Source organism: Tardiphaga robiniae, assembly GCF_001618955.1.
GTDB lineage: Bacteria > Pseudomonadota > Alphaproteobacteria > Rhizobiales > Xanthobacteraceae > Tardiphaga > Tardiphaga robiniae_A.
Genome location: NZ_LVYV01000008.1, coordinates 52,113 through 73,820, shown reverse-complemented (window position 1 = coordinate 73,820; position 21,708 = coordinate 52,113). Strand labels below are relative to the sequence as shown.

Genomic DNA, 21,708 nt, shown 5'->3' with positions numbered 1-21,708 from the left:
GATAGGCGGCTTTTGCGCTCGACATCGCTGCTCATCAAGCGGTGGCGGTCGGCAGGAGCAGGACCTTGCCGATATTTTCATTGGCTTCCAGAATACGATGGGCCTGCGCTGCCTGACTGAGCGGCAGCGGCCGCCAGACCAGCGGCCTCACCTCGCCAGATGCCACCAGCGGCAGCACCTCGGCGCGGAGCGCGGCAGCGATTGCAGTCTTCTCCTCGTCGGACTTCGGCCGCAGCGTGGATGAGGTCAGATACAGCCCCTTCCGCATCACCAACCCGAGATCGATGGGCACCACCCCGCCTTCCATGAAGGACAGGCTGACATGCCGCCCGCCCGGCGCCAGCGCATCGAGATTGCGCGCCACATAGGAGCCACCCACGATGTCGAGCACCACATCGACGCCGCGCCCCGCAGTGGCGTCGCGCGTTGCGACAACGAAGTCGTCGGTACGATAGTTGATTGCGATGGCGCCGAGCGCTTCCACCGCCTTCTTCTTGGCATCGCTGCCCACGGTCGCGATCGCCGTCGCGCCGCGGGCGATGGCCATGCGGATCGCGACGGTGCCGATACCACTGGCACCGCCATGCACCAGCACGGTCTCACCCTTCGACAGCCGGCCACGTTCGAACAGATTGTGCCAGACGGTGAAGAGCGCTTCGGGCAATGCCGCCGCCTGCGCCATCGTCAGCCCCTCGGGCACCGCAAGACAATGCGATGCCTTGGCGATGCAATAGCGCGCGTAACCGCCGCCCTTCACCAGCGCCATCACCGCCTGCCCCTGCAACGCAGCGTCGCCTCCGACCACTCGGCCAGCGACTTCGAGACCGAGCACGTCAGTGACACCCGGCGGCAGCGGCACGGCACCGCTCCGCTGCATCAGATCCGGGCGATTGACGCCGGCCGCAGCGACCTCGATCAGCACTTCACCGGGACCGGGCACCGGCACCGGTCGTTCGACTAGCGTCAGAACCTCAGGACCGCCTGCTTGCGTTGCGATAATCGCCTGCATGGTCGACATGATCGTCGACACTTCGTTCTTCATGATACGCGTATCCACTCTTCACTCGGCCAACGCAGCAAATCCGCCAGCCTGTCCATCATCGCGTTCGCAGCCGCGAGTTCGTCGAAGCCGATCCACTCGTCGGCTTTGTGCCCGCGCGCCATATCGCCGGGTCCGCAGACCAGCGTCGGGATGCCCGCCTCTGCGTAGAGGCCGGCCTCGGTGCCGAAGGCGACTGTGGTTGCGGGTTGCGTATCGCCTGCCATTCCTGCGACCAGACGCGTCATGGAGGCATCGGCAGCAGTGTCGAGCCCGGGATAGGCCGACAGTTCCTCGGAGACGATGTCAGCCTCCGGCGCACTGGCGCGCAACCGATCGCGCTCGCGCGCAACCACCTCATCGATCCGCGCAAGAATCTCGCCGGCGTCACGGCCTGGCATGGTGCGGATCTCGTATTCCAGCACGGCCAATTCCGGCACCAGATTGACCATGGTGCCGCCATGCAGCGAGCCCACATGGATTGTGGTGAATGGCGGATCGAAAGCAGCATCGCCACCACGCGCGATTTCCTGATCGGCCAGACCGCGCAACGCATGCGCGATCGCAACGCCCGCATCGACCGCATTGGCCGCACGATGCGGCATCGCCGAATGACCGGTGCGGCCTGTTACTGTCAGGCGGCGCGCGACCTTGCCCTTGTGCGCGCGAACGACGCGCATCGTGGTGGGCTCGCCGATGATGGCGAGTGCTGGTGGTGCAACAGATTGCATCAGCGCGCGCACCAGATCGGGGGCGCCGCGGCATCCGACTTCCTCGTCATAGGAAAACGCAAGATGCACCGGCGCAGCAATGGCCGCCTCCTTCAAGCGCGGCACGGCAGCGAGAACGACGGCGAGAAAGCCCTTCATGTCGGTCGCACCGCGACCATAGATGCTCTCGTCACGGATGACGCCTGCGAATGGCGGCACGGTCCAGGCCTGCCCCTCCACCGGCACCACATCCGTATGCGCCGACAGCACGATGCCAGGCCGATCCACGGGACCGATAGTCGCGAGCAGCGAGGCCTTGCGGCCATCCGGCGATGGCACGCGGAGTGCGGACACGCCGGACGACGCAAGTACTCTCTCGATATATGCAATGATATCGAGATTTGAATTCGCGCTTATACTTTCAATACTGATCAGCTCGCAAAGTATTTGAGCTATTCTCTCGATCATCTATACTCCCAATACTTTTACGATTGCGGGAGCATCACGATGACCTATTCCATCTCGGCACGTTGTCCGGAGACCGGCGCGTTCGGCATTGCCATCACGTCGTCGAGCATTGCCGTGCCGGCCCGTTGCGCATGGGTGGGACCGCTCGGCCTCGTGGTGTCGCAGAATGTCACTGATCCGTCGCTCGGCCCGACCGGCCTTGCGCTGCTGCGTCAGGGCCTTGGCGCCGGAGCCGTCCTCAACAATCTCACGCTCGGCACACCGCAACCGGCGTGGCGGCAGGTCGGTGTGATCGATCGCTACGGTCAGGTGGCCTGGCATTCCGGCGAACAGGCATTGCCGATCGTCGGCATTGCGCAAGGCGCCGGCTGCCTCGCGCTCGGCAATCTGCTGGTCGATGAAAAAGTCCCGAGCATGATGATCGCAAAGTTCGAAGCTACGGCCGGACAACCGCTGGCGGAGCGATTGCTGTCGGCGCTGGAAGCCGGCCTCGATGCCGGCGGCGAAACCGACGACGAACATGCCGCGGGCCTGCATGTGGCGGATCGCTTCGACTGGCCGGTGGTCGACCTGCGTGTCGACTGGCACGACGCTCCGATCGGTGAACTCCGCGCGCTGTGGGAGCGCTATCGGCCGCAGCAGAAGGACTACACCGCGCGCGCGATGAATCCGGGCGCTGCGCCGTCGTTCTAAGGCAGAGCGCCTCACGCCGCCTCGCCCGGCGGAAACGCCACGATATCGTCGGAGCCGATGATCAATCCGATCTCAGCTCCGACCGGACAGGACGACAGCGCGGCAATGCCCGGTGAACGCAGCAGGATGCGCTCGCGCGCACTGCCGGACGCGTCGATATAGAGATCGACATGGCCGCCCTGAAACACCTGCGTCGTCACGGTACCGGGCAACGAGCCTGACGCGCCGCGCGCCGTCACCGACAGATGCTCCGGCCGCACGAAGACATCCACGGCGTCGCCAATCGAAAGCGCGGCAATCGGCGCCACAGGAACTTCGGCGCTGATATCGCCGACCGAGACGACAGCGACATCGCCGCGCTTCTCGACAAGACGCCCGTTGAGGATATTGGCATCACCAACAAAGGACGCGACGAAGCGATCGGCGGGCCGGCGATAGATATCGTCCGGTGCCGCGATCTGGCGAATACGGCCGGCCGACATCACGGCGATACGATCCGACATCGACAGCGCCTCGCCCTGATCATGCGTGACGAAGATCGTGGTGACGCCGAGCTCGCGCTGGATCTGCTTGAGCTCGACCTGCATCGAGCCGCGGAGATTCTTGTCGAGCGCCGAGAACGGCTCGTCGAGCAGCAGCACCTTCGGCCTGATCACCAGCGCCCGCGCGAGTGCCACGCGCTGCTGCTGGCCGCCAGACAACTGCCGCGGCTTGCGATCGGCAAAGCCTGACAGCTTGACCAGCGCCAGCGCCTCGTCGACGCGACGCGCGATCTCCTTCTTGTCGACGCCACGAGTCTTCAATCCGTAAGCGATATTCTTGGCGACGCTCATATGCGGGAACAGCGCGTAGTTCTGAAACACAATTCCGATTTCCCGCATATGCGCGGGCGTTTCCGTGACCAAATCGCCATCGATGAAGATTTCGCCATTGTCGGCTTCGAGGAAGCCGGCAACGAGATTGAGCAGCGTCGTCTTTCCGCAGCCGGACGGGCCCAGCAGGGTCATGAATTCGCTCGGCCGGATCTTCAGCCACGCTTCATGCAGCGCCATGGAGTCGCCAAAGCGCTTGGTGACGCCGTCGAGCTGCACCGCCGGACGGACTTTTTCGCTGGTCGCTTCCGGCGTGTGTGCCGTCATTGGATCAGTGCGCATCAACATTCAGGATTTTCCCGAGGCCCAGGAAGGAATTTGCAATCGTGAGCAAGGTTGCCGTCACGACGATGTAGATGACCGACAGTGCGGCCAATGTGGGATCCGCGAATTCTCGGACGTAATTATACATGGCGACCGGCAGCGTCTGCGTCGCCTGACTGCTGACGAACAGCGTCGCCGTGAATTCGTTGAACGACAGGATCGCCGCGAACAGCCAGCCGCTCAGGAGGCCCGGAATCAGCAGCGGGATCGTCACCGTGAACAGAATCCGCAGCGGCGTGGCGCCGAGACTGGACGCAGCCAGCTCCAGGCGCGTGTCGAGATTCTCCAGTGAGATGTAAGTGCTGCGCATCACGAAAGGCAGCACCATCACCACATGGGCGAAGATGACGAGCGGAAAGCCGCGTCCGATCCCGGTCTGCGAGGCGAGAATGAGAATGCCAAGACCGACGGTGTAATGCGGGATGATGAGCGGCGACAGCAGAATGCCTTCGAGAAAGTCCCTGAGCGCGAATTTGTAGCGATGAATGGCGAAAGCGAAGGCCGAACCGACCACCACCGCGATGCTCGACGCCCACACCGTCACGGTCAGGCCATTCCAGAAACCCTTGGCAAAATCAGAATAGGAAAACGCACGATAGAACCAGCGCAGTGACCAGGATTGCGGCGGGAATTGCAGGATCGCGCGGTCGTTGAAGGCCGAGATCGCCACGACAACGCCCGGCAGAAGCACGAACAGCAAGATGGCCGCAACGATAATGCGCCCGGACCAGCGCAGCGCAATGGTTGCAGGTGAGCGCTTCATGTGGTGCCCGCCATGCGTTCGAGCGGGCTCGCGGCCTTCTTCAGCAGCGCGATCACGGCCAGCGACAGCGCGAGGCCGATGATGGAGAGGCTGGCGGCAAAGGGAAAGTTGAATGACGAGAAGCCGAGCTGATAGATCAGCGTCGACACCGTGGCGACGCGGCCGCCGCCGATCAGCTGCGGCGTTGCAAAGGCGCTGAAGGTCCAGGCGAAGGCCGTCGAGAAGCCGGCAACGATGCCGGGCATCGACAGCGGCAGCGTGATGGTCATGAAGATGCGGATCGGACCCGCGCCGAGACTTTCGGCAGCTTTCTCGTAATTGCGGTCGATATGCGACAGCGCCGCGGCCAGCATGATGACCATAATCGGCATGGTCACATGCACCAGTGCCGCTATCACACCGCCCGAGGTAAACATCATGCGCAACGGGCGATCCACCAGGCCGAGCTTGAGCAGCAGCGTGTTCAGGAAACCGTTATTGCCGAGCACGATCATCCAGGAATAGGTCCGCACCACCTCGCCGAGAAACAGCGGCGTGACCGACACGATCAGGATGAAGGAACGTAGCGCGGAGCTGTTGGTGCGCGTCAACGTATAGGCCAGCGGATAGGCAAGAAGCAGCGTGAACACCGCCGTTTCAAAACAGATCAGTACCGTATTCCAGAATGCCAGGGCGTAAAGCGGCCGCAGCATGGCTTCGAAATTCGCCCAGGTGAATCCGCCGACTTCGAGCGTGCCGGGAATATAGGCTCGCACACTGTACTGAAAGACAGCCAGCATCGCCGCGATCAGGCCCGCAGCGACGAGGCCGGCCGGCGAGACAAACCATCCCAGAAATGGACGTGTGTTCATGGACAAACTCAAGGTGGGCGAACCTGACGTCATGGATCGCGACCCGACAGTAGCAGCCGGATCGCGACCCGAACTCTTTTACGGAGCCATGATGTTTTCGGTGAACCACTTACGCCAGGTACCAGTCTTCTCGGCACGCAGCTTGGCGTCGATCACCAGCGTCTGCTTCGCCCACTGATCCGCGGTCGTGAACACGCCCGGCAGTGCTGCGATCTCGGGCTTGACCTTGGCGTTGTCCACCACCGGGCTGCCCTTCTTCAGTTCGGCGATCTTCGCCTGCACGTCCGGATCGAGCGCGGTGTTGATGAACTTGTAGGCCAGCTCCGCCTTGGTCGAGCCCTTGGTGATGCCCATCGTGTCGACACCGAGCACGGCGCCTTCCTTCGGAATCGCCAGCTTGATCGGCACGCCCTGGGCCTGCATGTAATAGGCGTTCATTGACAGCACGACCTGCACCGGGGTTTCGCCGGTGGCGAACAGCTGCTGACTGTTGGCGTCATTGGTGTAGAACGCCTTGTAGTTCGGCTTCAGCGCCTTCATCTTGGCTTCGCCAACTTCCCAATTCGATGCGTCGCCGCCAGAGAGCTTGGCTGCAACGACCATCACATGGCTCGGATCGAAATCGGGCGACGAGATCATGCCCTTGAGCGCGGGATTCCACAGGCCTTCCCAACTCTCGAAGCTGACGCCCTTCGGCAACTGATCGGGCAGATAGCCGATCGTGTAGACATAGGCCCAGGAGCCGATGTGATACGGGCTGATCTTGGCCTGCTCGACCAGATGACTGGCATTCGGGATCTTCGCCATGTCGAGCTTCTCGAACAGATTGTCGTTGGCATAGAGCCAGCCGACATGGGCCGTCGTGAAGGTAACGTCGCTCTCCGGCTTCGCAGCAGCGAGCTTGGCCTGATTGAGACGATCGATCGTGCCGCCGGTGATGTATTCAACCTTCACGCCGGTGTCGGCGGTGAATTTCTTGGCGATCGCTTCATCGATTAGATCGCGGAAACTTCCACCCCAGGTGCTGACTACCAGCTTCTCCTGGGCGGATGCCTGCCCGCCAATCGCGAGCGTCGACAGCAACATTAATGCAGTAAACTTCAAGGCGCGCTTCATCTCGAAACCTCACAAGGATTATGACGTAGTAAAGAAAAGCAAACATCGTGCCAGACGATTGATAAATCTCAAGAATTTCCGCCGAACAGCCGCGTGCAACCGCACTCATCGATCATGCGAAAGATGAAGTCGCAAACGTCCGATTGATCTCTGTAGTGCCGGCGAAAAACGCGTCGTTACGCCGGAATTTCCGCGATGATGTCGATTTCCATCAGGTATTCAGGCTTGGCGAGGCCCTGAACGATAATCCCCGTCGAAACCGGATAGACGCCCTTCAGCCATTTGCCGACGACCCGATAGACCGGCTCGCGATAGGCGCGATCGGTGATGTAGATGACGATCTTCACCACGTCCTCGAGCGTGGAGCCTGCCTCTTCAAGCAGCACCTTGGCGCATGTCATGGCATTCTCCGTCTGCGCAGCGGCATCGCCGATGCCGACGATCTTGCCGTCGAGATCCATCGCCGTCTGGCCGCGCACATAAACGGTGTTGTTAGCGCGAACGACCATGCAAACGTCGTTGTCGAGCGACTGCTCGGGATAGGCTTCCTTGGTGTTGAACTTGCGAAAACGCTGATGGGTGGTCATGAAGCAGATCCTCAGGCGGCGAGACGACGGAATGTGCGATCGGAGAAGATCAGGGGCAGCGCAGCTTGGTTGCGAACGTTCAGCACCTCGCCCGCGACGATGCGATGCGAGCCGAAATCGAACACGCTGGCGACGCGGCAATCGAAATTGCACAACGCGCCATCGAGCGCAGGCGCGCCGGTGAGCAGTTCCGACCAGTCACCGGCAAGAAAACGGTTGCCGCGCAGTTCAGGGATCAACCCGGCGAAGCTGTTGGCAACACGCTCCTGCGTATCAGACAGAATGTTGGCGACGAACACGCCATTGGCCAGCAACTTTTCGAGATGGCGATTGTCGCGGTGAACGCTGAACACCACCGACGGCGGTTCCATCGATAGCGAGCACAGCGACGACACCGTGACGCCCGCGCGCCCCGCTTCGCCATCCGTTGTCACCACCGCCACGCCCGAAGCCGTCATCCGCATGGCGTCGCGGAAGATATCGACCTCGACCAGCGGATGCGTCGCTGCGCTCACGACTTCGCTCCGTCGATACGATCGGACAGCCCCGCCGACTTCTTGACGAAATCCAGCGGCCCAGCGAAATCGAAGCTGTTATAGACCGCCGCCAGATGATTGAAGTGCGGCGCCTGCGCGAATTGCACGAAGGTCAGGCGGTGACCGGCATAGTCTGAATTGAGCAGGTCGCGCGCGAAGGCGAGCAGTTTGCGGCGATCGTCGGCCTGCCACTGGTCGTTCAGCGAATAGAACTTGTTGAGCCACTTGCCTGATCCCTCGGCCTCGAAGGCGTCGGCATTCGGTGTGATGCAGATCTGGCCGCCGCACAGTTCGCGGGCGATGTGCATCATCGCCGGGAGCTGCGAACAGGCGAACACGCGGCCGGCATAGAGCATCGACTGTTGTGGCATCAGAAGGCCACCCGGGCTCTTCTCCGCCATGGCGATGGAGGCGGTGAGATGCGCATTGATGCCTTCGCGGTAGCAGACGAGATCGGCGAGCTTCTCGCGCACCGACTGCAGCTTGTCGAGGCCGGTCTGCTTGGCGTTCCACATCGCCGCGCCGATCATCATGTCGGCGGTGTAGAGCAGACGCAGCACATAAGGGAATGCCGAGTAGCGATGCAGCGTCGAACGCACGAACTGCGCAGCGCGGGTATGGCGATAGAAGAACACGTCTTCCCACGGGATCAGTACGTCGTCGAACACCACCAGCGCCTCGACCTCGTCGAAGCGATTGGCGAGCGGATAGTCCTTGGCGTTGGCACTGCTGCGATTGGCGAAGCCGCCGCGGCAGATATGTTTCACGCCCGGCGTGCCCATCTTGACGATGCAGCCCACCGCATAGTCTGAGAGTTTTTCATTGGCCCAGGCGCCGACGGTTGGCTTCAGATAGGCCTGATCGGCATAGGCCGCGGCGGTCTCGTATTTCGCTCCGCGAATGATGATGCCCGCATCGGTCTCGCGGGTGACGTGGACCATCAGGTCCGGATCCTGCTGCTGCGGCGGCAGCGAGCGGTCGCCCTTCGGATCGGTATTGGCCGAGACGTGGAAAATGTCCTTCTCGATCACGGCCTGGATATGCCGATCAATATTGGCGGCGAAGCGCGGATCGATCTCGGCCAGCACGTCGCGCCCATCGGTCAGCGACCACATCTCGCCGATGGTCTCGTCGCCGACGCGGGTGACCACGCCGCCGATGTCCTTCATCACGTGATCGACGGCCTTGATCTTGTCGTGCCAGTCCTTCTGTTCCGTCGGCGGCTTGTAGAAGACCGAATGTGTCTCGTTGTCTTCAACGTAAGTGAGGTCGGCGGCGTAACGCTCTTCACGCGCCATGTCATACATGCGGGCCTTAACGTCGATGATCGGCTTCAGCGCCGGGTGCGTGGTCACATCCTTGACGCGCTCGCCATCGATCCAGACCTCGCGGCCATCGCGAATGCCCTGTTTGTATTCTTCACCCGTGCGGATCATTGATCGGCTCCTGTTCGACTGGACGACAGGGTGCCGAAGGGCCTATCATAAGGAAAATATTTTTATGTTTGGAGATGCATAGGAAAACACGATGAGGTTCTCGCTCCGGGCCCTGCGCTATGTGGTTGAGACGGCCGATGCGGGCAGCGTGACGGAAGCCGCCAAGCGCCTGAACGTCTCGCAGCCCTCGATTTCGGCCGCACTCAGCCAGCTGGAGGCGGAACTCGGCGTCCAGATCTTCATCCGCCATCTCGCCAAGGGCGTGACGCTCTCCCCGGCCGGTCAGCGGCTGGTCAACGACGCCAGGCTGCTGCTCGCACACGCACGTGATTTTGCCCAAAGTGCCCAATCACTTGGCAGCACATTGCACGGCGAGATCGTAGTCGGCAGCTTCTCGACCCTCGCCACGCGATTCATGCCGGGGCTCCTCTCCGGCTTTCGCGAGCGCCAGCCGGGCATTTCGGTAAAGCTGGAAGAAGGCGACCAGCAGGAAATCATCGACGGTCTGGTCTCCGGACGGACCGAACTCGCGCTGTCCTACTCCTTCGCTGTTCCCGACGAGATCGTCGGTGAGAAATTTTGCGAGCTACCGCCCTATATCGTACTGTCGGCGGATCACCCTTTGGCAAATCGGTCGTCGATCAGCCTGACCGAAATGCGCGACGAGCCGTTCATCCTGCTGGACCTGCCGCATTCGCGCGACTACTTCGCCAGCCTGTTTACGGCCTCCGGTATCGAGCCGCGCATTTCCTTCCGGACCCGGTCATTCGAGCTGATCCGCGGACTGATTGGAAATGGCCAGGGATATTCGATCCACAATGCCGTGCCGCGCACCACCATCGGCTATGACGGCAGCCGCGTCGCCGTGGTGCCCATCACCGAAAAGCTTCCGGCCACGCATGTGATGGCGCTACGCCTGAAGCGCCACGCGCTACGGCCGGCGGTGCAGACATTCGCCGACTACGCGCGCGACGCCTTTGCCGTTGGCGGCCAGTTTGCGCCGGGCTCAATAGCCCCGGCGAGGATCGACGCAGCTTAGCAGCTCCTGCCCGGCACGCAGCCGGCGCACGTTCTCGCCGATTTGCCGCGCAGCCGAACCCGGCAGCGCCACCGATGCGAGATGCGGGGTGATCAGCACATTGTCCATCGCCCAGAGCGCGCTGTCCGGCGACAGTGGCTCGGAGGCAAACACATCCAGCGTGGCCTCCGCGATATGCCCGGAGCGTAGCGCCTCGATCAAGGCCAACTCATCGACGATACTCCCGCGCGAGACATTGACGAAGACCGCACCCGGCTTCATCTGCGCGAGACGCTCGGCATTCAGCAGTCCGCCCGTTTGCGGCGTCTGGGGCAACATGCAGACGAGAATGTCGCTATCGCCCAGGATATCCGGCAACGCAGACAGACCGGCAGATGTCTCGATGCCCTCCACCGACTTCAGCGTGTTGGACCAGCCACGCACGCGATAGCCTTGCCGGGCGCATTCGAGCGCCGCGGTCAGGCCGAGTTCGCCAAGGCCGAGAATGCCGACCGTGATAGTCTCGGGATCGCGCGGATGAATATAGTGCCAGCGGCGCTCGCGCTGGGCGCGCTCGAAGGCCGGAATGTCGCGTGCGTGCCGCATCACCGCGAACAACACATAGCCAGCCATCATCCGCGCCATCTTCGGATCGGACAGGCGCGTGATCGGAACCTCCGGCAGGTCGTCACGCCCGACCAGCGCGTCTACGCCGGCGCCCAGATTGACAACGAGCCCGAGATTGGGAAAGCGCGCAAAGAAGCCATGCGGCGGCTTCCAGACAAGTGCCTGCCGCATGCTGGCGGGGTCAGCGATATCGTCAGCCTGACGCAGATCGATCCCCTCCGCGGCCAGCGCCGCACGCCACGTTTTGAAGTCATCGAGGACGCTGTAGAATGCCATCACCTCCGACGTCATTGCGCGGCCTTTTCGGCGATCAGACGCGACACTGCAGTCAGCGCCAGTTCATAGCCGAGTGCGCCGAGCCCTGCGATCACACCCGTTGCGGCACGCGACACATAGGAGTGATGGCGAAACGGCTCGCGCTTCCAGATATTGCTCATATGCGCCTCGATGATCGGACCGTCGAAAGCGAGCAATGCATCGAGAATGGGTACCGACGAGTAAGTGAGACCGGCGGCATTGATGACGATCCCCTCGGCCTTCTCCCGCGCCTCCTGAATCCAGTCAACCAGAATGCCTTCGTGATTGGACTGGCGGAAGTCGACCGTCAAGCCGAGCGAAGCTGCGTGGTCTTCACAGCGCTTCTTGATCGAGACGAAACTCTCGCGGCCATAGGTGCCGCTTTTGTCCAGCCCATAAAGATTGGCATTGGGACCATTGAGGAAATAGACAACTGGAGACGTCATGGCCGCGCTTTCATGTGTCTGGAGGGCAATCGGGTATTCTCGAGAGGCAAGACCGAACCGGGAGAAAATACCAACGAACGAGTGACGTCGGATGATCCCAGATGCTCAACCCTTCGCCAACAGGGCGCATGCAGCTACGCATCGACGCAGCGCATCCGGAAATTGAACCTTAGAGAGACCTGCCTCATTGCAGAAATCAAAAGAACCTATGCGGTTCGACGGATTTCAGTATGGTTCAGAGGTTGCTCTTGCCGTAGGTGAAAAGCCCGGAGGCGGCGTCGTCCGTCGCTGGGTAAAATGTGCGAGGCGACCAATCGAAGGAAACCGGCCGAAAAAGTCGGTCGGGTTACATGCGGCGCACGGTCGGCATCCGGCTAGAGCGTTTTCGAGCGAAGTGGGGACCGGTCCGCGTCAAGAAAACGCGCCTAGACAAAAAGCTAGGGCCTCGGTTCTGATTCTATCAGAATCGAAAAGGCTCTAGTGCATTGGCACGTGTTTCAAGGAATCCCTGATTTCGCGCCAGATGTTCACACACCAATTTCTCGCTCTTTGGGTCAACACGTTTCTCAAGATTCACTCTCGCTATCGCCCTATCTCCTTTTTACGATCAGCAAGAGTCGTGCCAACAATTGAATGGCTGGATCATCCACTCATTGGATGCCCGGCGTACCGTGGGCTAATCATCCAACATTCTGAGCATGGTTATCGGATGACCGGGACGCCACCCTTGATGCAATCTCCAGTCTGCCGATCAGCAGCATCTGGCGAAAACTGCAACGATTTCGTCCGGATCATATCAAGCGAGCTGCTCACCTGAAAAACGACAGCGCTTTAGCCGCCCTTCTTGCCGTCCGCCGCGAACTGCTTCAGGAACGCGGTGAGATCCTTGATCTCCTGCTCGTTCTTGATGCCGGCAAAGCTCATCTTGGTGCCGGGGATCTTGCCCTTCGGATCCTTGATGTAGTCGGTGAACACTGCATCGTCCCAGGTCAGGCCGGAATTCTTGTTGGCGTCGGAATAATTATAGCCCGCGACAGTGCCGGATTTGCGCCCGAACAGACCGTTCAGGATCGGCCCCACGGTGTTCTTCGCGGTCTCGCCCACCTGATGGCAGGCGCGACACTTGTTGAAGGACTTCTCCCCGGCTGCAACATCCTGCGCCATGGCATCGGTTGTCATCAGTACGAGCGACAGAGCGAGCAGCGAAAAGCGGAAGGTCATCCTGATCAAACCTCAAATGTAGTGATTGTTATGGCGTGCGAGCCATCGCGAAAGACGAATGCCCTCGCCTGCTACTCGACCTTGGGGCCGGACTTGCCGTCAGGCGTGACGTCGATGGCCATGGCCCGCCCGGTCACCTTCGGCGCCGGCCGGCAATCCTTCATGCAGGGGCTCTTGTTCCAGAAATGCTTCTCGGACGTCTCGCGGTCGTCCTCGAAAAATGCTGCAGCGTTCGGCATCTTGATCGACGTGAAGTTCTTCTCGTTGAGTTCGAATGTCTCGTCCTTGACGATATCGTTCATGCTGAGAATGTAGGCCGTCAGCGCATAGACCTCGTCATTGGTCAGCGACTGCGCGTTACCATAGGGCATCGCGCGCTTGATGTAGTCGAACACGGTGGAAAGATCGGGCCAGAACGAACCGACGGTCTTGTCCGGCCGATCCGCCTTCAATGTCCCCGCGCCGCCGGCAAGCACCGGCCATCGACCGACGCCCTGTCCGAATTCGCCGTGACAGGACGCGCACTTCTCCTGAAACAGATCGTCGCCCTGCTTCACGGTGCCCTTGCCGACCGGAAGACCTCGCCCATCCGGCCGCACGTCGGTATCCCATGCGGTGATTTCTTCCGGCGTGGCTGCACGGCCGAGCCCGAGTTTCGCGGAGGGCCTGGTTGCGTCGCGGCCCGCCATCTGCTGGGCCGCGCTTGGCGCACTCGTGCCGCCGAGCAGACATATCGTCAGCACCAGCATCAGGGCATTAGCCGATTTCGACATTTTCAGTCTCCCCGCCCGAACGCACCAGCCAGGTCTGAATGCCGTTATTGTGGTAGATCGAATTGACGCCGCGCACCTTGCGCAGATCGTCCTTCGACGGCTGCACGTAGCCGGTGGAGTCGATGGCCCGGGACTGGATCATCAGCTCCTGTCCGTTCCAGTCGAAATCCACATAGAAGCGCACCACGGACTTGTCGAAGACCGGACCATCGATGCGCGCGGTCTGCCAGTTGCGCCCGCCATCCATCGAGACATCGACGCGCTTCACGGTGCCGCGGCCGGACCAGGCCAGCCCGCTCAGCACATTGCGTCCCTTGTGTTTCAGCGGCGCCTGCGGCGATGGATTGGTCACCACCGACTTTGCGTCCATCACGAATGTATGCTTGCGGGAATTTCCGTCGGCTAAAAGGTCCGTGTATTTCGACGTCTCCTCGCGGGTCTGCCACGGCTGGTCGCCGGCTTCGATGCGGCGCAGCCACTTGACCCACAGATTGCCTTCCCAGCCGGGAATGACCACGCGCAACGGATAGCCCTGCTCAGGACGCAACGCCTCACCATTCATGGCGAAAGCGATCATGACATCGTTCAGCGCCTTCTCGATCGGCAGCGAGCGGTTCATGCCGGCGGAATCGGCGCCCTCCAGCATCAGCCATTTGGCATTCGGCTTCAGTCCGGCCTCATCCAACAACACTTTCAAAGGCACGCCGGTATACATTACGTTGTGAATCATGCCGTGGGTGAACTGGCAGCCATTGAGCTGGCTACCGCGCCATTCCATGCCTGAATTGGCCGCGCATTCGAGGAAGTACACCTTATTGACACGCGGCATCCGCTTGATGTCGTCCATGGTGAAAACCAGCGGCTTGTCCACCAGCCCGTTGATCATCAGCCGGTGATCGGCCGGATTGATCTCGGCGACACCGCCATGATGCCGCTCGAAGCACAGGCCGGACGGCGTGATGATCCCATCGAGCTCGTGCAGTGGCGTGAAGTTGACCGAAGACTCCGCCGACGCGGTAAGCCACGGCACATCGCGACGGATCACATTCTTCTCGAATTTCGAGGGCACGCCGTAGGGATGCTTGTCGACGCCATCGCCGAGATAGCGCTGCCAGTCCTGCACATCGGTGATGAGTGCTTCGGATTTTGCCGTCTCACCCGCGAGCGCCGGAATCGCCGAAAGTGCTGCACCGGCACCGGTCAGACCCGCTGCGCCGAGAAAGCGGCGGCGATTGAGCATTTCCACTGAGGTTCGATCAGTCATGCGACAAGCTTTCGTGTCTCTGCAATGCGACAGCCAGCGATTAAGTACCGGTCACCTTGACCGCGGTGTTCGGTTCGATCTTCACGGTCGACACCTTCGCCACATGAGCCGCAACCACGTCCCAGATCGGTGGCCCCTGCGTGTTCTCGTTGATGCTGGCCCAGCCCGACACCGTGTAGGTCTTGCTGGCCTCGATCGGCTTGCCCGACTTCAGATGAGTCATCGCGGAAATGCGCGATCCCATCGGTTTGGAAATATCGATCGCGTAGCCCATGCCGCCCATGCGGACCATATCGCCACCACCCTGGAAATACGGATCGGGATGGAAGATATTGTCGGCGACGTCTTCCAGCACTTCCTTGATCTGGGTGCCGGTCATCTGGTTGCGATAGCAGTTCGGATAGGTGATCGCGGTGGCGTTGGTGATCTGCTCCCAGGTGATCGCATCGCCGGGGATCAGCGTGCCGCCCCAGCGGAAGCCGGGCGACAGCACGATCTCCGCATCGCGCTCCGCCATCATGGCGTTGCAGATCAGATCGTCGAAGGTGCCGTTGAAATTGCCGCGGCGATACAGCAGCGAATCCGTCTTGCCGATTTCGCGTGCCAGATCCCTAGCGAACGGCGCCCTCACCTTCTCCACCAGCGCGGTCATCGCCGGATCGGGTTTGATCGCATCGGAGAAGACCGGCATCAGCTTGAAGCGGATATCCGCAACTTTCTTGTCCTTCACCTCGATATCGAGGCGCGACACGAACTTGCCGTGCGAACCGGTTGCGACCAGCACCGTATTGCCGACCTTGATCAGGCCGGGCATGGCGTCATGGGTGTGCGCCGTCAGGATGACATCGAGCCCCTTCACGCGGCCGGCCAGCTTGCGATCAACGTCGAAGCCGTTATGCGACAGCAAGACCACGATGGAGGCTCCGGCAGCGCGGGCTTCATCCACCTGCTTCTGGATGTCTTCCTCGCGAATACCGAACTCCCAGTTCGGGAACATCCAGCGCGGATTGGCGACGGCCGTGCGCGGCAGTGCCTGACCGATCACGGCGATGGTAGCGCCGCCGCGCTCGAACATCTTGCGCGCCTCGAACACCGGCTCCTGCCATTCGTTGTCGCGAATGTTCTGTGCGAGGAAGGCAAAGGGCGCGCTGTCGGCGATCTGCTTGACGCGCTCGGCGCCGTAGGTGAATTCCCAGTGCCCGACCATTGCATCGAGCTTCAGGGCCGACATCACGTCGACCATGTCCTGCGCCTTGGTCTGCAACGACGTCCAGCTGCCCTGCCAGCTATCGCCACCATCCAGCAGCAGCACCTTGTCGTCGCCGCGCTCGGCACGCACGGCCCCGATCAGTGTGGCGATGCGGTCCATGCCGCCCATGCGGCCATAGTTCTTCGCAAGCGCGACGAAGTCATCGGCGGTGAGCGAGAAGGCATCTGCGGAGCCGGCTGCAATCTTGAAGTAGTTGCGAAACTCGGCATCCGTGAGATGTGGCGGCATGCCCTTCACTTCGCCGACGCCGAGATTCACCGACGGTTCGCGGAAGTGCAGCGGCATCAGTTGCGCGTGCGTGTCAGCGACATAGAGGATCGTCACCGTGCCCAGCGGATCGAACCGCAGGATATCGGCCTGTGTGATGCGTTGCTGTGCCGCCGCGCGGCCGAGCGGGCCAAGGCCGCTTCCGATCGTCAGCGCAGACGCAGCCGCCGTCGCTCGCAGGAAATCCCGCCTCGATATCATGATCCACCTATGATCCCTTCCGGTATGGAAGGGTGAATGTTCAGAAGAACGTCAGATCAACATCTGCAATTCAAAGTCTGCAATCCGTCAGGCCACGGTCAGCTTGTTGGACGCGACATAGTCGGAGCCGTCGTCATCCTTCCAGGTGAAGGTGAATTCGCCGGACTCGGCAGCCTTGTAGAAAAACGACTGATAGGGATTAGCCGAAATGGCAGGATTCCAGTCGGCCTCGAACACCGTCTTGCCGTTGAAGGCTGCGGTGAACTTGTTGATGATCTTGCGCGGCACGACCTTGCCGGCCGCATCCTTGCGCTGGCCCGATTCCATTTCGTGAGAGATCAGCGTCTTGATCTCGATCAGCTCGCCCGGCTTGGCCTGGGTCGGAACGCGAACGCGCGGGGTTGGTTTGGTTGCCATGGGAAAATCCTCGCCTGATAAATCTGTTCTGTGAACGAAGCCGCGCGACTAGCCGCCGCAGCCGCCGATCGTGACCTTCACATTGGCCTTGGCCATGTGCAGCTTGCCGTTGGACATTTCGGCGATGCAAACGATGTTCTGGGTTTCCGCAAGGCGCATGCGCGTCGACGCCGAGGCTTTGCCGCAAGCGGGCGTGAACCGGTAGCTGACGACGGCCGGCAACGGATTGCCCTCGGCGAACACATGCACCGACTTGACGTAGTCGGCGTCGGTCATCGGGCTTTCGATATCGACATTGACCGGGACCACGAGACCGTTCTCGGCAATCTCGGGAACGTCGAGCTTGATCTTGCCGCTTTCGAATTTCTTGTCGCCGTACAGCTTCTTGATTTCGGCGGCGACGGCCTGCTCATCGGCTAGCGATAGTCTGGGAGCAAGGATTGCTGCGAGACCGGCGATCGCGGCCATGGCCAGCGTTTCGCGACGGGTCTTCTCGACCGACTTCAAAATCATGAGTGCTTCCTCCTGCGGGATTTGAGCAATCCCCTTTACAATAGTATCGCTTGACGATTCCAAGTCTGATCTATCTTATCTGGGACATATCATTATATTCTTTTTCTTGAATGTAAAGATCTGAAATGCACAAGTGCCGCACAGACGGCGATGTGGGAGGGGACAGATGAGGAAGACCGTCATTCGGTCAGCGGCAGCGGCCATTCTGGTACTCTGCGCGGGGAGCTTCGGCATTCATGCGCAGGATGCCAGCGAAAAAGAGATCGAACGCTATCGCGAGATGATCTCGGATCCGATGTCCAACCCCGGCTATCTCGCTGTCGACCGCGGTGAAGCGCTGTGGGGCGAAGCCCGCGGCACCAAGAACGTCTCGCTTGAAACCTGCAATCTCGGTCTCGGCGCGGGGAAGCTCGAAGGCGCCTTCGCGCAATTGCCGCGCTACTTCGCCGATGCCGACAAGGTCATGGATCTCGAACAGCGCCTGTTGTGGTGCATGCAGAACATTCAGGGACTTGATACCAAGGACGTCATCGCGCGGCGCTTTTCCGGCCCGGGCCGCGCGTCCGACATGGAAGACCTCGTCGCCTACATCGCCAACAAGTCGAACGGTATGAAGATCGACATTCCGCTGAGCCATCCCAAGGAGCAGGAGATGGCGGCGGTCGGCGAAGCGCTGTTCTATCGCCGCGGCGGCGTCAACGATTTCTCCTGCGCCACCTGCCATGCCGACGAAGGCAAGCGCATCCGGCTGCAGGGACTGCCGAACTTCTCCAAGCCCGGCAAGCCGGCGCAGGAAACCATGGGCGGCTGGCCGACCTACCGCGTCTCGCAGGGCGCGCTGCGCACCATGCAGCATCGTCTGTGGGATTGCTTCCGTCAGCAACGCTGGCCCGTGCCGGAATACGGCTCGGACGTACTGACCGCCCTCACCTCCTTCCTGCAGAAACAAGCGGTGGCCGGGGAACTCAACGTTCCGTCGATCAAGCGATAAGGAGCTCCGAGATGAAACGCGTTTTGACACTCGCCGCGCTCGTTCTCGCAGCAGGCTCATTCACGTCAGCCGCATCGGCGCAGATCGCCGCCAAGGCGCCGGATCCTGCTCTCGTCGATGCCTATATGAAATCCACCTTCGGCAAGGCGCCGGCGGAGTGGCAGGCCCGGATCGAGCCCGACGAGACGCTGAAAACCTGCAATGCCTATCACAACGAGGTGCCCAGCGCAGAGGCCGACAAGATCACCGCGCGCGAGCTGGCGCGGGTGGTGTATCCCGGAGATGGCAAATTCCTCGGCAACTGGAAGGAAGGCGCGAAGATTGCCAATAACGGCCGCGGCGGCCAGTTCTCGGATCCGCCCGACACCGTTGCCGGCGGCAACTGCTATGCCTGTCACCAGATGGAGCAGAAGGAAGTCAGCTACGGCACGCTCGGGCCGAGCCTGACCAATTACGGCAAGGACCGTAAATACGATCCGCAGGAAATCAAGAACGCCTTCACCAAGGTCTATGATTCCCAGGCCGTGTTCGCCTGCTCCAACATGCCGCGGTTCGGCGTCAACAAGGTGCTGAGCGAACAGCAGATCAAGGATATCGTGGCTTTCCTGTTCGATCCGGAATCGCCGATCAACAAGTAACCGAAGCTGAGAGTGGATTGCCATGACGATGCGAAACGCATGGATTGCCATCGTCCTGTCGATGCTCTCGTCGACGGCGGTACGGGCGGAAGAAGCCGTCGTCAGCTACAAGTCCCTCGGGCTCGAGCTGGCGCTCGACGCCGCGCGTGCGGCGCTAAAGGAGTGCCAGAAGCGCGGCTATCAGGTGGCGGTTGCCGTGGTCGACCGCTTCGGTACACCGCAAGTCCTGCTGCGCGATCGCTTTGCCGGGCCGCACACGCCACCGACCGCGACCGGCAAGGCATGGACTTCCGCGAGTTTCCGCAACAGCACCACCGAGCTCAATGCGATCAGCCAGCCCGGCATGATGCAGGCCGGGCTGCGTAACCTGCCGAATGTCGTGATCATCGGTGGCGGCGTCATGATTGAAGGCGGCGGCGCAATGCTGGGCGCTATCGGCGTTTCCGGCGCACCGGGCGGCGACGCGGACGAGGCCTGCGCCAAGGCCGGTATTGCGGCTATTCAGGACAAGCTCGATTTCTGAGCTGCCGGCTAAGCCTGCTTCTTCAGCCACTCCGGAAACGTCGCCGTCTCGTAACCCTTCTGTCGCACGTAACGGAACATCGCCAGAAATTCCACGGGCTCCAGCAGCCCCGGCATCCGCGCCACTTCCCGCGCCTGCCCGCTTTTCGCAGCCAGTCCCGTTGTCGTCTCCGGAAAGAACTGGATCGTCGGCGTAAAGCGAATGCCGTAGGATTCGCCGAAAGGTTTCTCGCCGCGCTTGCGGCCGTCGAAATCTGTCACCTCGCGCGCGCCGATGTGATTGAGATGCAGGATCTCGAAATTGTCGCGAATATAGCTCTCGATCTTCGGATCGGTCATGTAGCTCTCATGCATGCGCTTGCACGCCGGACAGCCCTTGAGCCCCCACATCACAGCGAAGCGCTTGCCCTTGGCGGTCGCGCCTGCGAGATCCTCGGAGAGATCGAGGAAGCTCTCCAGATACCAGTCCATCTGATAGAGCCCGTCATCACCGAGCGTCGCCTCTGCCGACGCCGGTGCAGCGTGTAACCCGACCACGCCGAGGCCGATGGCCGCGAGCGCATGCCGTCTGGTGATCACGCCAGTTATGGACTCTCGCTTGGACATTCGATCCTCCCGATCCCGCATCATCCGATGGTGCCGAAGGCTGGAAAGGTCTCCAGCATCCAACCTGAAATCCGCGGCATGGCGCCAGTCAAAAACAGAACACCGGTCAGGACAAGGCCGGCGCCGATCACCTTCTCGATAGCCAGCATATGCCGACGCAGCCGCGCCATCAGCCGCATGAAAGGTCCCGAAAACAGCGAGGCCAGCATAAAGGGAGTGCCGATGCCGAGCGCATAGGCGGCGAGCAAAAGCGCGCCCTGCGCCGGCGCACCTTCGGCGCCTGCGACCATCAGAATGGCAGCCAGCACCGGACCGACGCAGGGCGTCCATCCGAAAGCGAAGGCAAGCCCGACCAGATAGGCGCCGAGAAATCCGGCCGGCTTGCGGACCACCTGAAAGCGCGCTTCACGAAACAACAGCCCGATCCGGAACACGCCGAGAAAGTGCAGTCCGAGAATGACGATCAGCAGACCGGCGATGATGCCCAATGTCTCGAAATGCGCCGTGATCGTCTTGCCGATGAGCGATGCCGATGCACCGAGCGCGACGAAGACCGTCGCAAACCCCAATACGAACGCAAAGGACAACGCGACCACGCGTCCGTTCGGGCGCCAGCCGGCCTGACCACTGCGATCGTCGAGTTTGTCCAGGCTGACGCCTGCCAGAAAGCAGAGATAGGGCGGCACCAGCGGCAGAACGCACGGCGACAGGAACGACAACAGCCCTGCGCCCAGCGCACCAAGGAACGAGATTGAGGACACCACGGCGGATCCGGTTCTGGCATAAATATTCAAATTCGTGTATGTGTAACACATGACGTGGAAATTGCCTCTGAAAACCTCGTTGATCGCGACTTTGTTGGTGATGACTGCGGCGCTGTCGCCGCGCATCGCTGATGCGTCCGAACTACTGATGTTCGAGCGCGATGGCTGCGTCTGGTGCGCGCGCTGGAATCGCGAGATCGCGCCGGTCTATGACAAGACCGACGAAGCCAAGCTCCTTCCGCTGCGCCGCATCGATATGGATCGCGACAAATCGCCCGGCATCGCATTGGCGTCGCCGGTGCGTTTCACACCGACCTTTCTGATCGTCGACAACGGCCGCGAGATCGGCCGCATCACCGGCTATATGAACGACGAATCCTTCTGGAGCCTGCTCGGGAAGTATGCTGCCAGACTGAGCAATTCACAGCCCAACGCCAATCGTTCCTGATCCTCTTCAAACATTCGCGGGACACGCACG

At 61.2% G+C, this 21,708-nt stretch carries 25 protein-coding genes; 6 read left to right on the top strand and 19 right to left on the bottom strand.

All coding sequences use genetic code 11. From position 1 onward, the window contains the following. Window positions 1–34: 34 nt before the first annotated feature. Together A4A58_RS11505 and argE are read right to left on the bottom strand one after the other, a co-directional pair. Window positions 35–1,042: an NAD(P)H-quinone oxidoreductase gene (locus A4A58_RS11505; protein WP_433993620.1), complete on the bottom strand. Its 1,008-nt coding sequence runs from the start codon at window positions 1,040–1,042 to the stop codon at window positions 35–37. Then, entirely contained in the window at window positions 1,039–2,217 is a 1,179-nt protein-coding gene (gene argE, locus A4A58_RS11500) for an acetylornithine deacetylase (protein ID WP_081421825.1), read from the bottom strand. The genes A4A58_RS11505 and argE overlap by 4 nt, the downstream gene beginning before the upstream one ends. Window positions 2,218–2,256: 39 nt before the next feature. On the opposite strand from argE, the gene A4A58_RS11495 reads away from it, so the two are divergent. Further along, window positions 2,257–2,910, top strand: a complete 654-nt coding sequence (locus tag A4A58_RS11495; protein WP_068732028.1) for a DUF1028 domain-containing protein — start codon at window positions 2,257–2,259, stop codon at window positions 2,908–2,910. An 11-nt stretch (window positions 2,911–2,921) separates the two neighbouring features. On the opposite strand, the gene A4A58_RS11490 is transcribed toward A4A58_RS11495, so the two are convergent. From A4A58_RS11490 to A4A58_RS11460, 7 genes are all read right to left on the bottom strand, one after another. Then, window positions 2,922–4,070: an ABC transporter ATP-binding protein gene (locus tag A4A58_RS11490; protein ID WP_081421824.1), complete on the bottom strand. Its 1,149-nt coding sequence runs from the start codon at window positions 4,068–4,070 to the stop codon at window positions 2,922–2,924. Beyond that, window positions 4,054–4,869, bottom strand: a complete 816-nt coding sequence (locus A4A58_RS11485; RefSeq protein ID WP_068732026.1) for an ABC transporter permease — start codon at window positions 4,867–4,869, stop codon at window positions 4,054–4,056. The genes A4A58_RS11490 and A4A58_RS11485 overlap by 17 nt, the downstream gene beginning before the upstream one ends. Next, entirely contained in the window at window positions 4,866–5,720 is an 855-nt protein-coding gene (locus A4A58_RS11480) for an ABC transporter permease (RefSeq protein WP_068732024.1), read from the bottom strand. The genes A4A58_RS11485 and A4A58_RS11480 overlap by 4 nt, the downstream gene beginning before the upstream one ends. Before the next feature lie 78 nt (window positions 5,721–5,798). Beyond that, entirely contained in the window at window positions 5,799–6,836 is a 1,038-nt protein-coding gene (locus A4A58_RS11475; RefSeq protein WP_081421823.1) for an ABC transporter substrate-binding protein, read from the bottom strand. A gap of 176 nt (window positions 6,837–7,012) precedes the next feature. Beyond that, window positions 7,013–7,423: a RidA family protein gene (locus tag A4A58_RS11470; protein WP_068732022.1), complete on the bottom strand. Its 411-nt coding sequence runs from the start codon at window positions 7,421–7,423 to the stop codon at window positions 7,013–7,015. Between the two features lie 11 nt (window positions 7,424–7,434). Then, a complete protein-coding gene (locus tag A4A58_RS11465) occupies window positions 7,435–7,938 on the bottom strand; it encodes a flavin reductase family protein (RefSeq protein ID WP_244499739.1) in 504 nt (167 codons plus the stop codon). After that, window positions 7,935–9,395 carry a 4-hydroxyphenylacetate 3-hydroxylase family protein gene (locus tag A4A58_RS11460; protein ID WP_068732020.1) on the bottom strand — a complete coding sequence of 487 codons (1,461 nt, stop codon included), beginning with the start codon at window positions 9,393–9,395 and terminating at the stop codon, window positions 7,935–7,937. Before A4A58_RS11460 ends, A4A58_RS11465 begins: the two co-directional genes overlap by 4 nt. A gap of 91 nt (window positions 9,396–9,486) precedes the next feature. Here A4A58_RS11460 and A4A58_RS11455 point away from each other — a divergent pair, with 91 nt between their 5' ends. Continuing rightward, window positions 9,487–10,434 carry a LysR family transcriptional regulator gene (locus A4A58_RS11455; protein WP_068732018.1) on the top strand — a complete coding sequence of 316 codons (948 nt, stop codon included), beginning with the start codon at window positions 9,487–9,489 and terminating at the stop codon, window positions 10,432–10,434. Here A4A58_RS11455 and A4A58_RS11450 read toward each other — a convergent pair. From A4A58_RS11450 to soxY, 8 genes are all read right to left on the bottom strand, one after another. Next, complete coding sequence (locus A4A58_RS11450) at window positions 10,402–11,331, bottom strand: 2-hydroxyacid dehydrogenase (RefSeq protein WP_068732016.1); 930 nt, start codon at window positions 11,329–11,331, stop codon at window positions 10,402–10,404. The genes A4A58_RS11455 and A4A58_RS11450 overlap by 33 nt on opposite strands. Beyond that, window positions 11,328–11,783, bottom strand: a complete 456-nt coding sequence (locus tag A4A58_RS11445; RefSeq protein ID WP_068732014.1) for a type II 3-dehydroquinate dehydratase — start codon at window positions 11,781–11,783, stop codon at window positions 11,328–11,330. The genes A4A58_RS11450 and A4A58_RS11445 overlap by 4 nt, the downstream gene beginning before the upstream one ends. A gap of 831 nt (window positions 11,784–12,614) precedes the next feature. Next, window positions 12,615–13,004 carry a c-type cytochrome gene (locus A4A58_RS11440; RefSeq protein WP_068732012.1) on the bottom strand — a complete coding sequence of 130 codons (390 nt, stop codon included), beginning with the start codon at window positions 13,002–13,004 and terminating at the stop codon, window positions 12,615–12,617. 71 nt (window positions 13,005–13,075) lie between these two features. After that, on the bottom strand, window positions 13,076–13,777 hold the full coding sequence (locus tag A4A58_RS11435) for a c-type cytochrome (RefSeq protein ID WP_068732010.1): 702 nt from the start codon (window positions 13,775–13,777) through the stop codon (window positions 13,076–13,078). Next, window positions 13,761–15,041: a sulfite dehydrogenase gene (gene soxC, locus A4A58_RS11430; RefSeq protein WP_068732008.1), complete on the bottom strand. Its 1,281-nt coding sequence runs from the start codon at window positions 15,039–15,041 to the stop codon at window positions 13,761–13,763. Before soxC ends, A4A58_RS11435 begins: the two co-directional genes overlap by 17 nt. Window positions 15,042–15,081: 40 nt before the next feature. Beyond that, a complete protein-coding gene (gene soxB, locus A4A58_RS11425; protein ID WP_068732006.1) occupies window positions 15,082–16,779 on the bottom strand; it encodes a thiosulfohydrolase SoxB in 1,698 nt (565 codons plus the stop codon). Between the two features lie 87 nt (window positions 16,780–16,866). Next, window positions 16,867–17,196, bottom strand: coding sequence for a thiosulfate oxidation carrier complex protein SoxZ (gene soxZ / locus A4A58_RS11420; RefSeq protein WP_068732004.1), 330 nt, complete (start codon window positions 17,194–17,196; stop codon window positions 16,867–16,869). Window positions 17,197–17,244: 48 nt separating this feature from the next. Continuing rightward, window positions 17,245–17,709: a thiosulfate oxidation carrier protein SoxY gene (soxY, locus tag A4A58_RS11415; protein ID WP_068732003.1), complete on the bottom strand. Its 465-nt coding sequence runs from the start codon at window positions 17,707–17,709 to the stop codon at window positions 17,245–17,247. A gap of 166 nt (window positions 17,710–17,875) precedes the next feature. Between soxY and soxA the strand changes: the two genes are divergently transcribed. From soxA to A4A58_RS11400, 3 genes are read left to right on the top strand one after another with little or no spacing between them, the layout of a single operon-like run. Next, a complete protein-coding gene (soxA, locus tag A4A58_RS11410; protein WP_068732001.1) occupies window positions 17,876–18,700 on the top strand; it encodes a sulfur oxidation c-type cytochrome SoxA in 825 nt (274 codons plus the stop codon). An 11-nt stretch (window positions 18,701–18,711) separates the two neighbouring features. Further along, window positions 18,712–19,338, top strand: a complete 627-nt coding sequence (gene soxX, locus A4A58_RS11405) for a sulfur oxidation c-type cytochrome SoxX (protein ID WP_068731999.1) — start codon at window positions 18,712–18,714, stop codon at window positions 19,336–19,338. Window positions 19,339–19,360: 22 nt separating this feature from the next. Beyond that, window positions 19,361–19,861 carry a GlcG/HbpS family heme-binding protein gene (locus A4A58_RS11400; RefSeq protein WP_068731997.1) on the top strand — a complete coding sequence of 167 codons (501 nt, stop codon included), beginning with the start codon at window positions 19,361–19,363 and terminating at the stop codon, window positions 19,859–19,861. An 8-nt stretch (window positions 19,862–19,869) separates the two neighbouring features. Here A4A58_RS11400 and A4A58_RS11395 read toward each other — a convergent pair whose 3' ends face one another. Both A4A58_RS11395 and A4A58_RS11390 read right to left on the bottom strand, forming a co-directional pair. Beyond that, a complete protein-coding gene (locus A4A58_RS11395) occupies window positions 19,870–20,466 on the bottom strand; it encodes a SoxW family protein (RefSeq protein WP_068731996.1) in 597 nt (198 codons plus the stop codon). A gap of 20 nt (window positions 20,467–20,486) precedes the next feature. Then, on the bottom strand, window positions 20,487–21,230 hold the full coding sequence (locus A4A58_RS11390) for a cytochrome c biogenesis CcdA family protein (protein ID WP_068732108.1): 744 nt from the start codon (window positions 21,228–21,230) through the stop codon (window positions 20,487–20,489). A gap of 49 nt (window positions 21,231–21,279) precedes the next feature. Here A4A58_RS11390 and A4A58_RS11385 point away from each other — a divergent pair, with 49 nt between their 5' ends. Further along, on the top strand, window positions 21,280–21,678 hold the full coding sequence (locus A4A58_RS11385; protein ID WP_068731994.1) for a thioredoxin fold domain-containing protein: 399 nt from the start codon (window positions 21,280–21,282) through the stop codon (window positions 21,676–21,678). Window positions 21,679–21,708 lie beyond the last annotated feature (30 nt).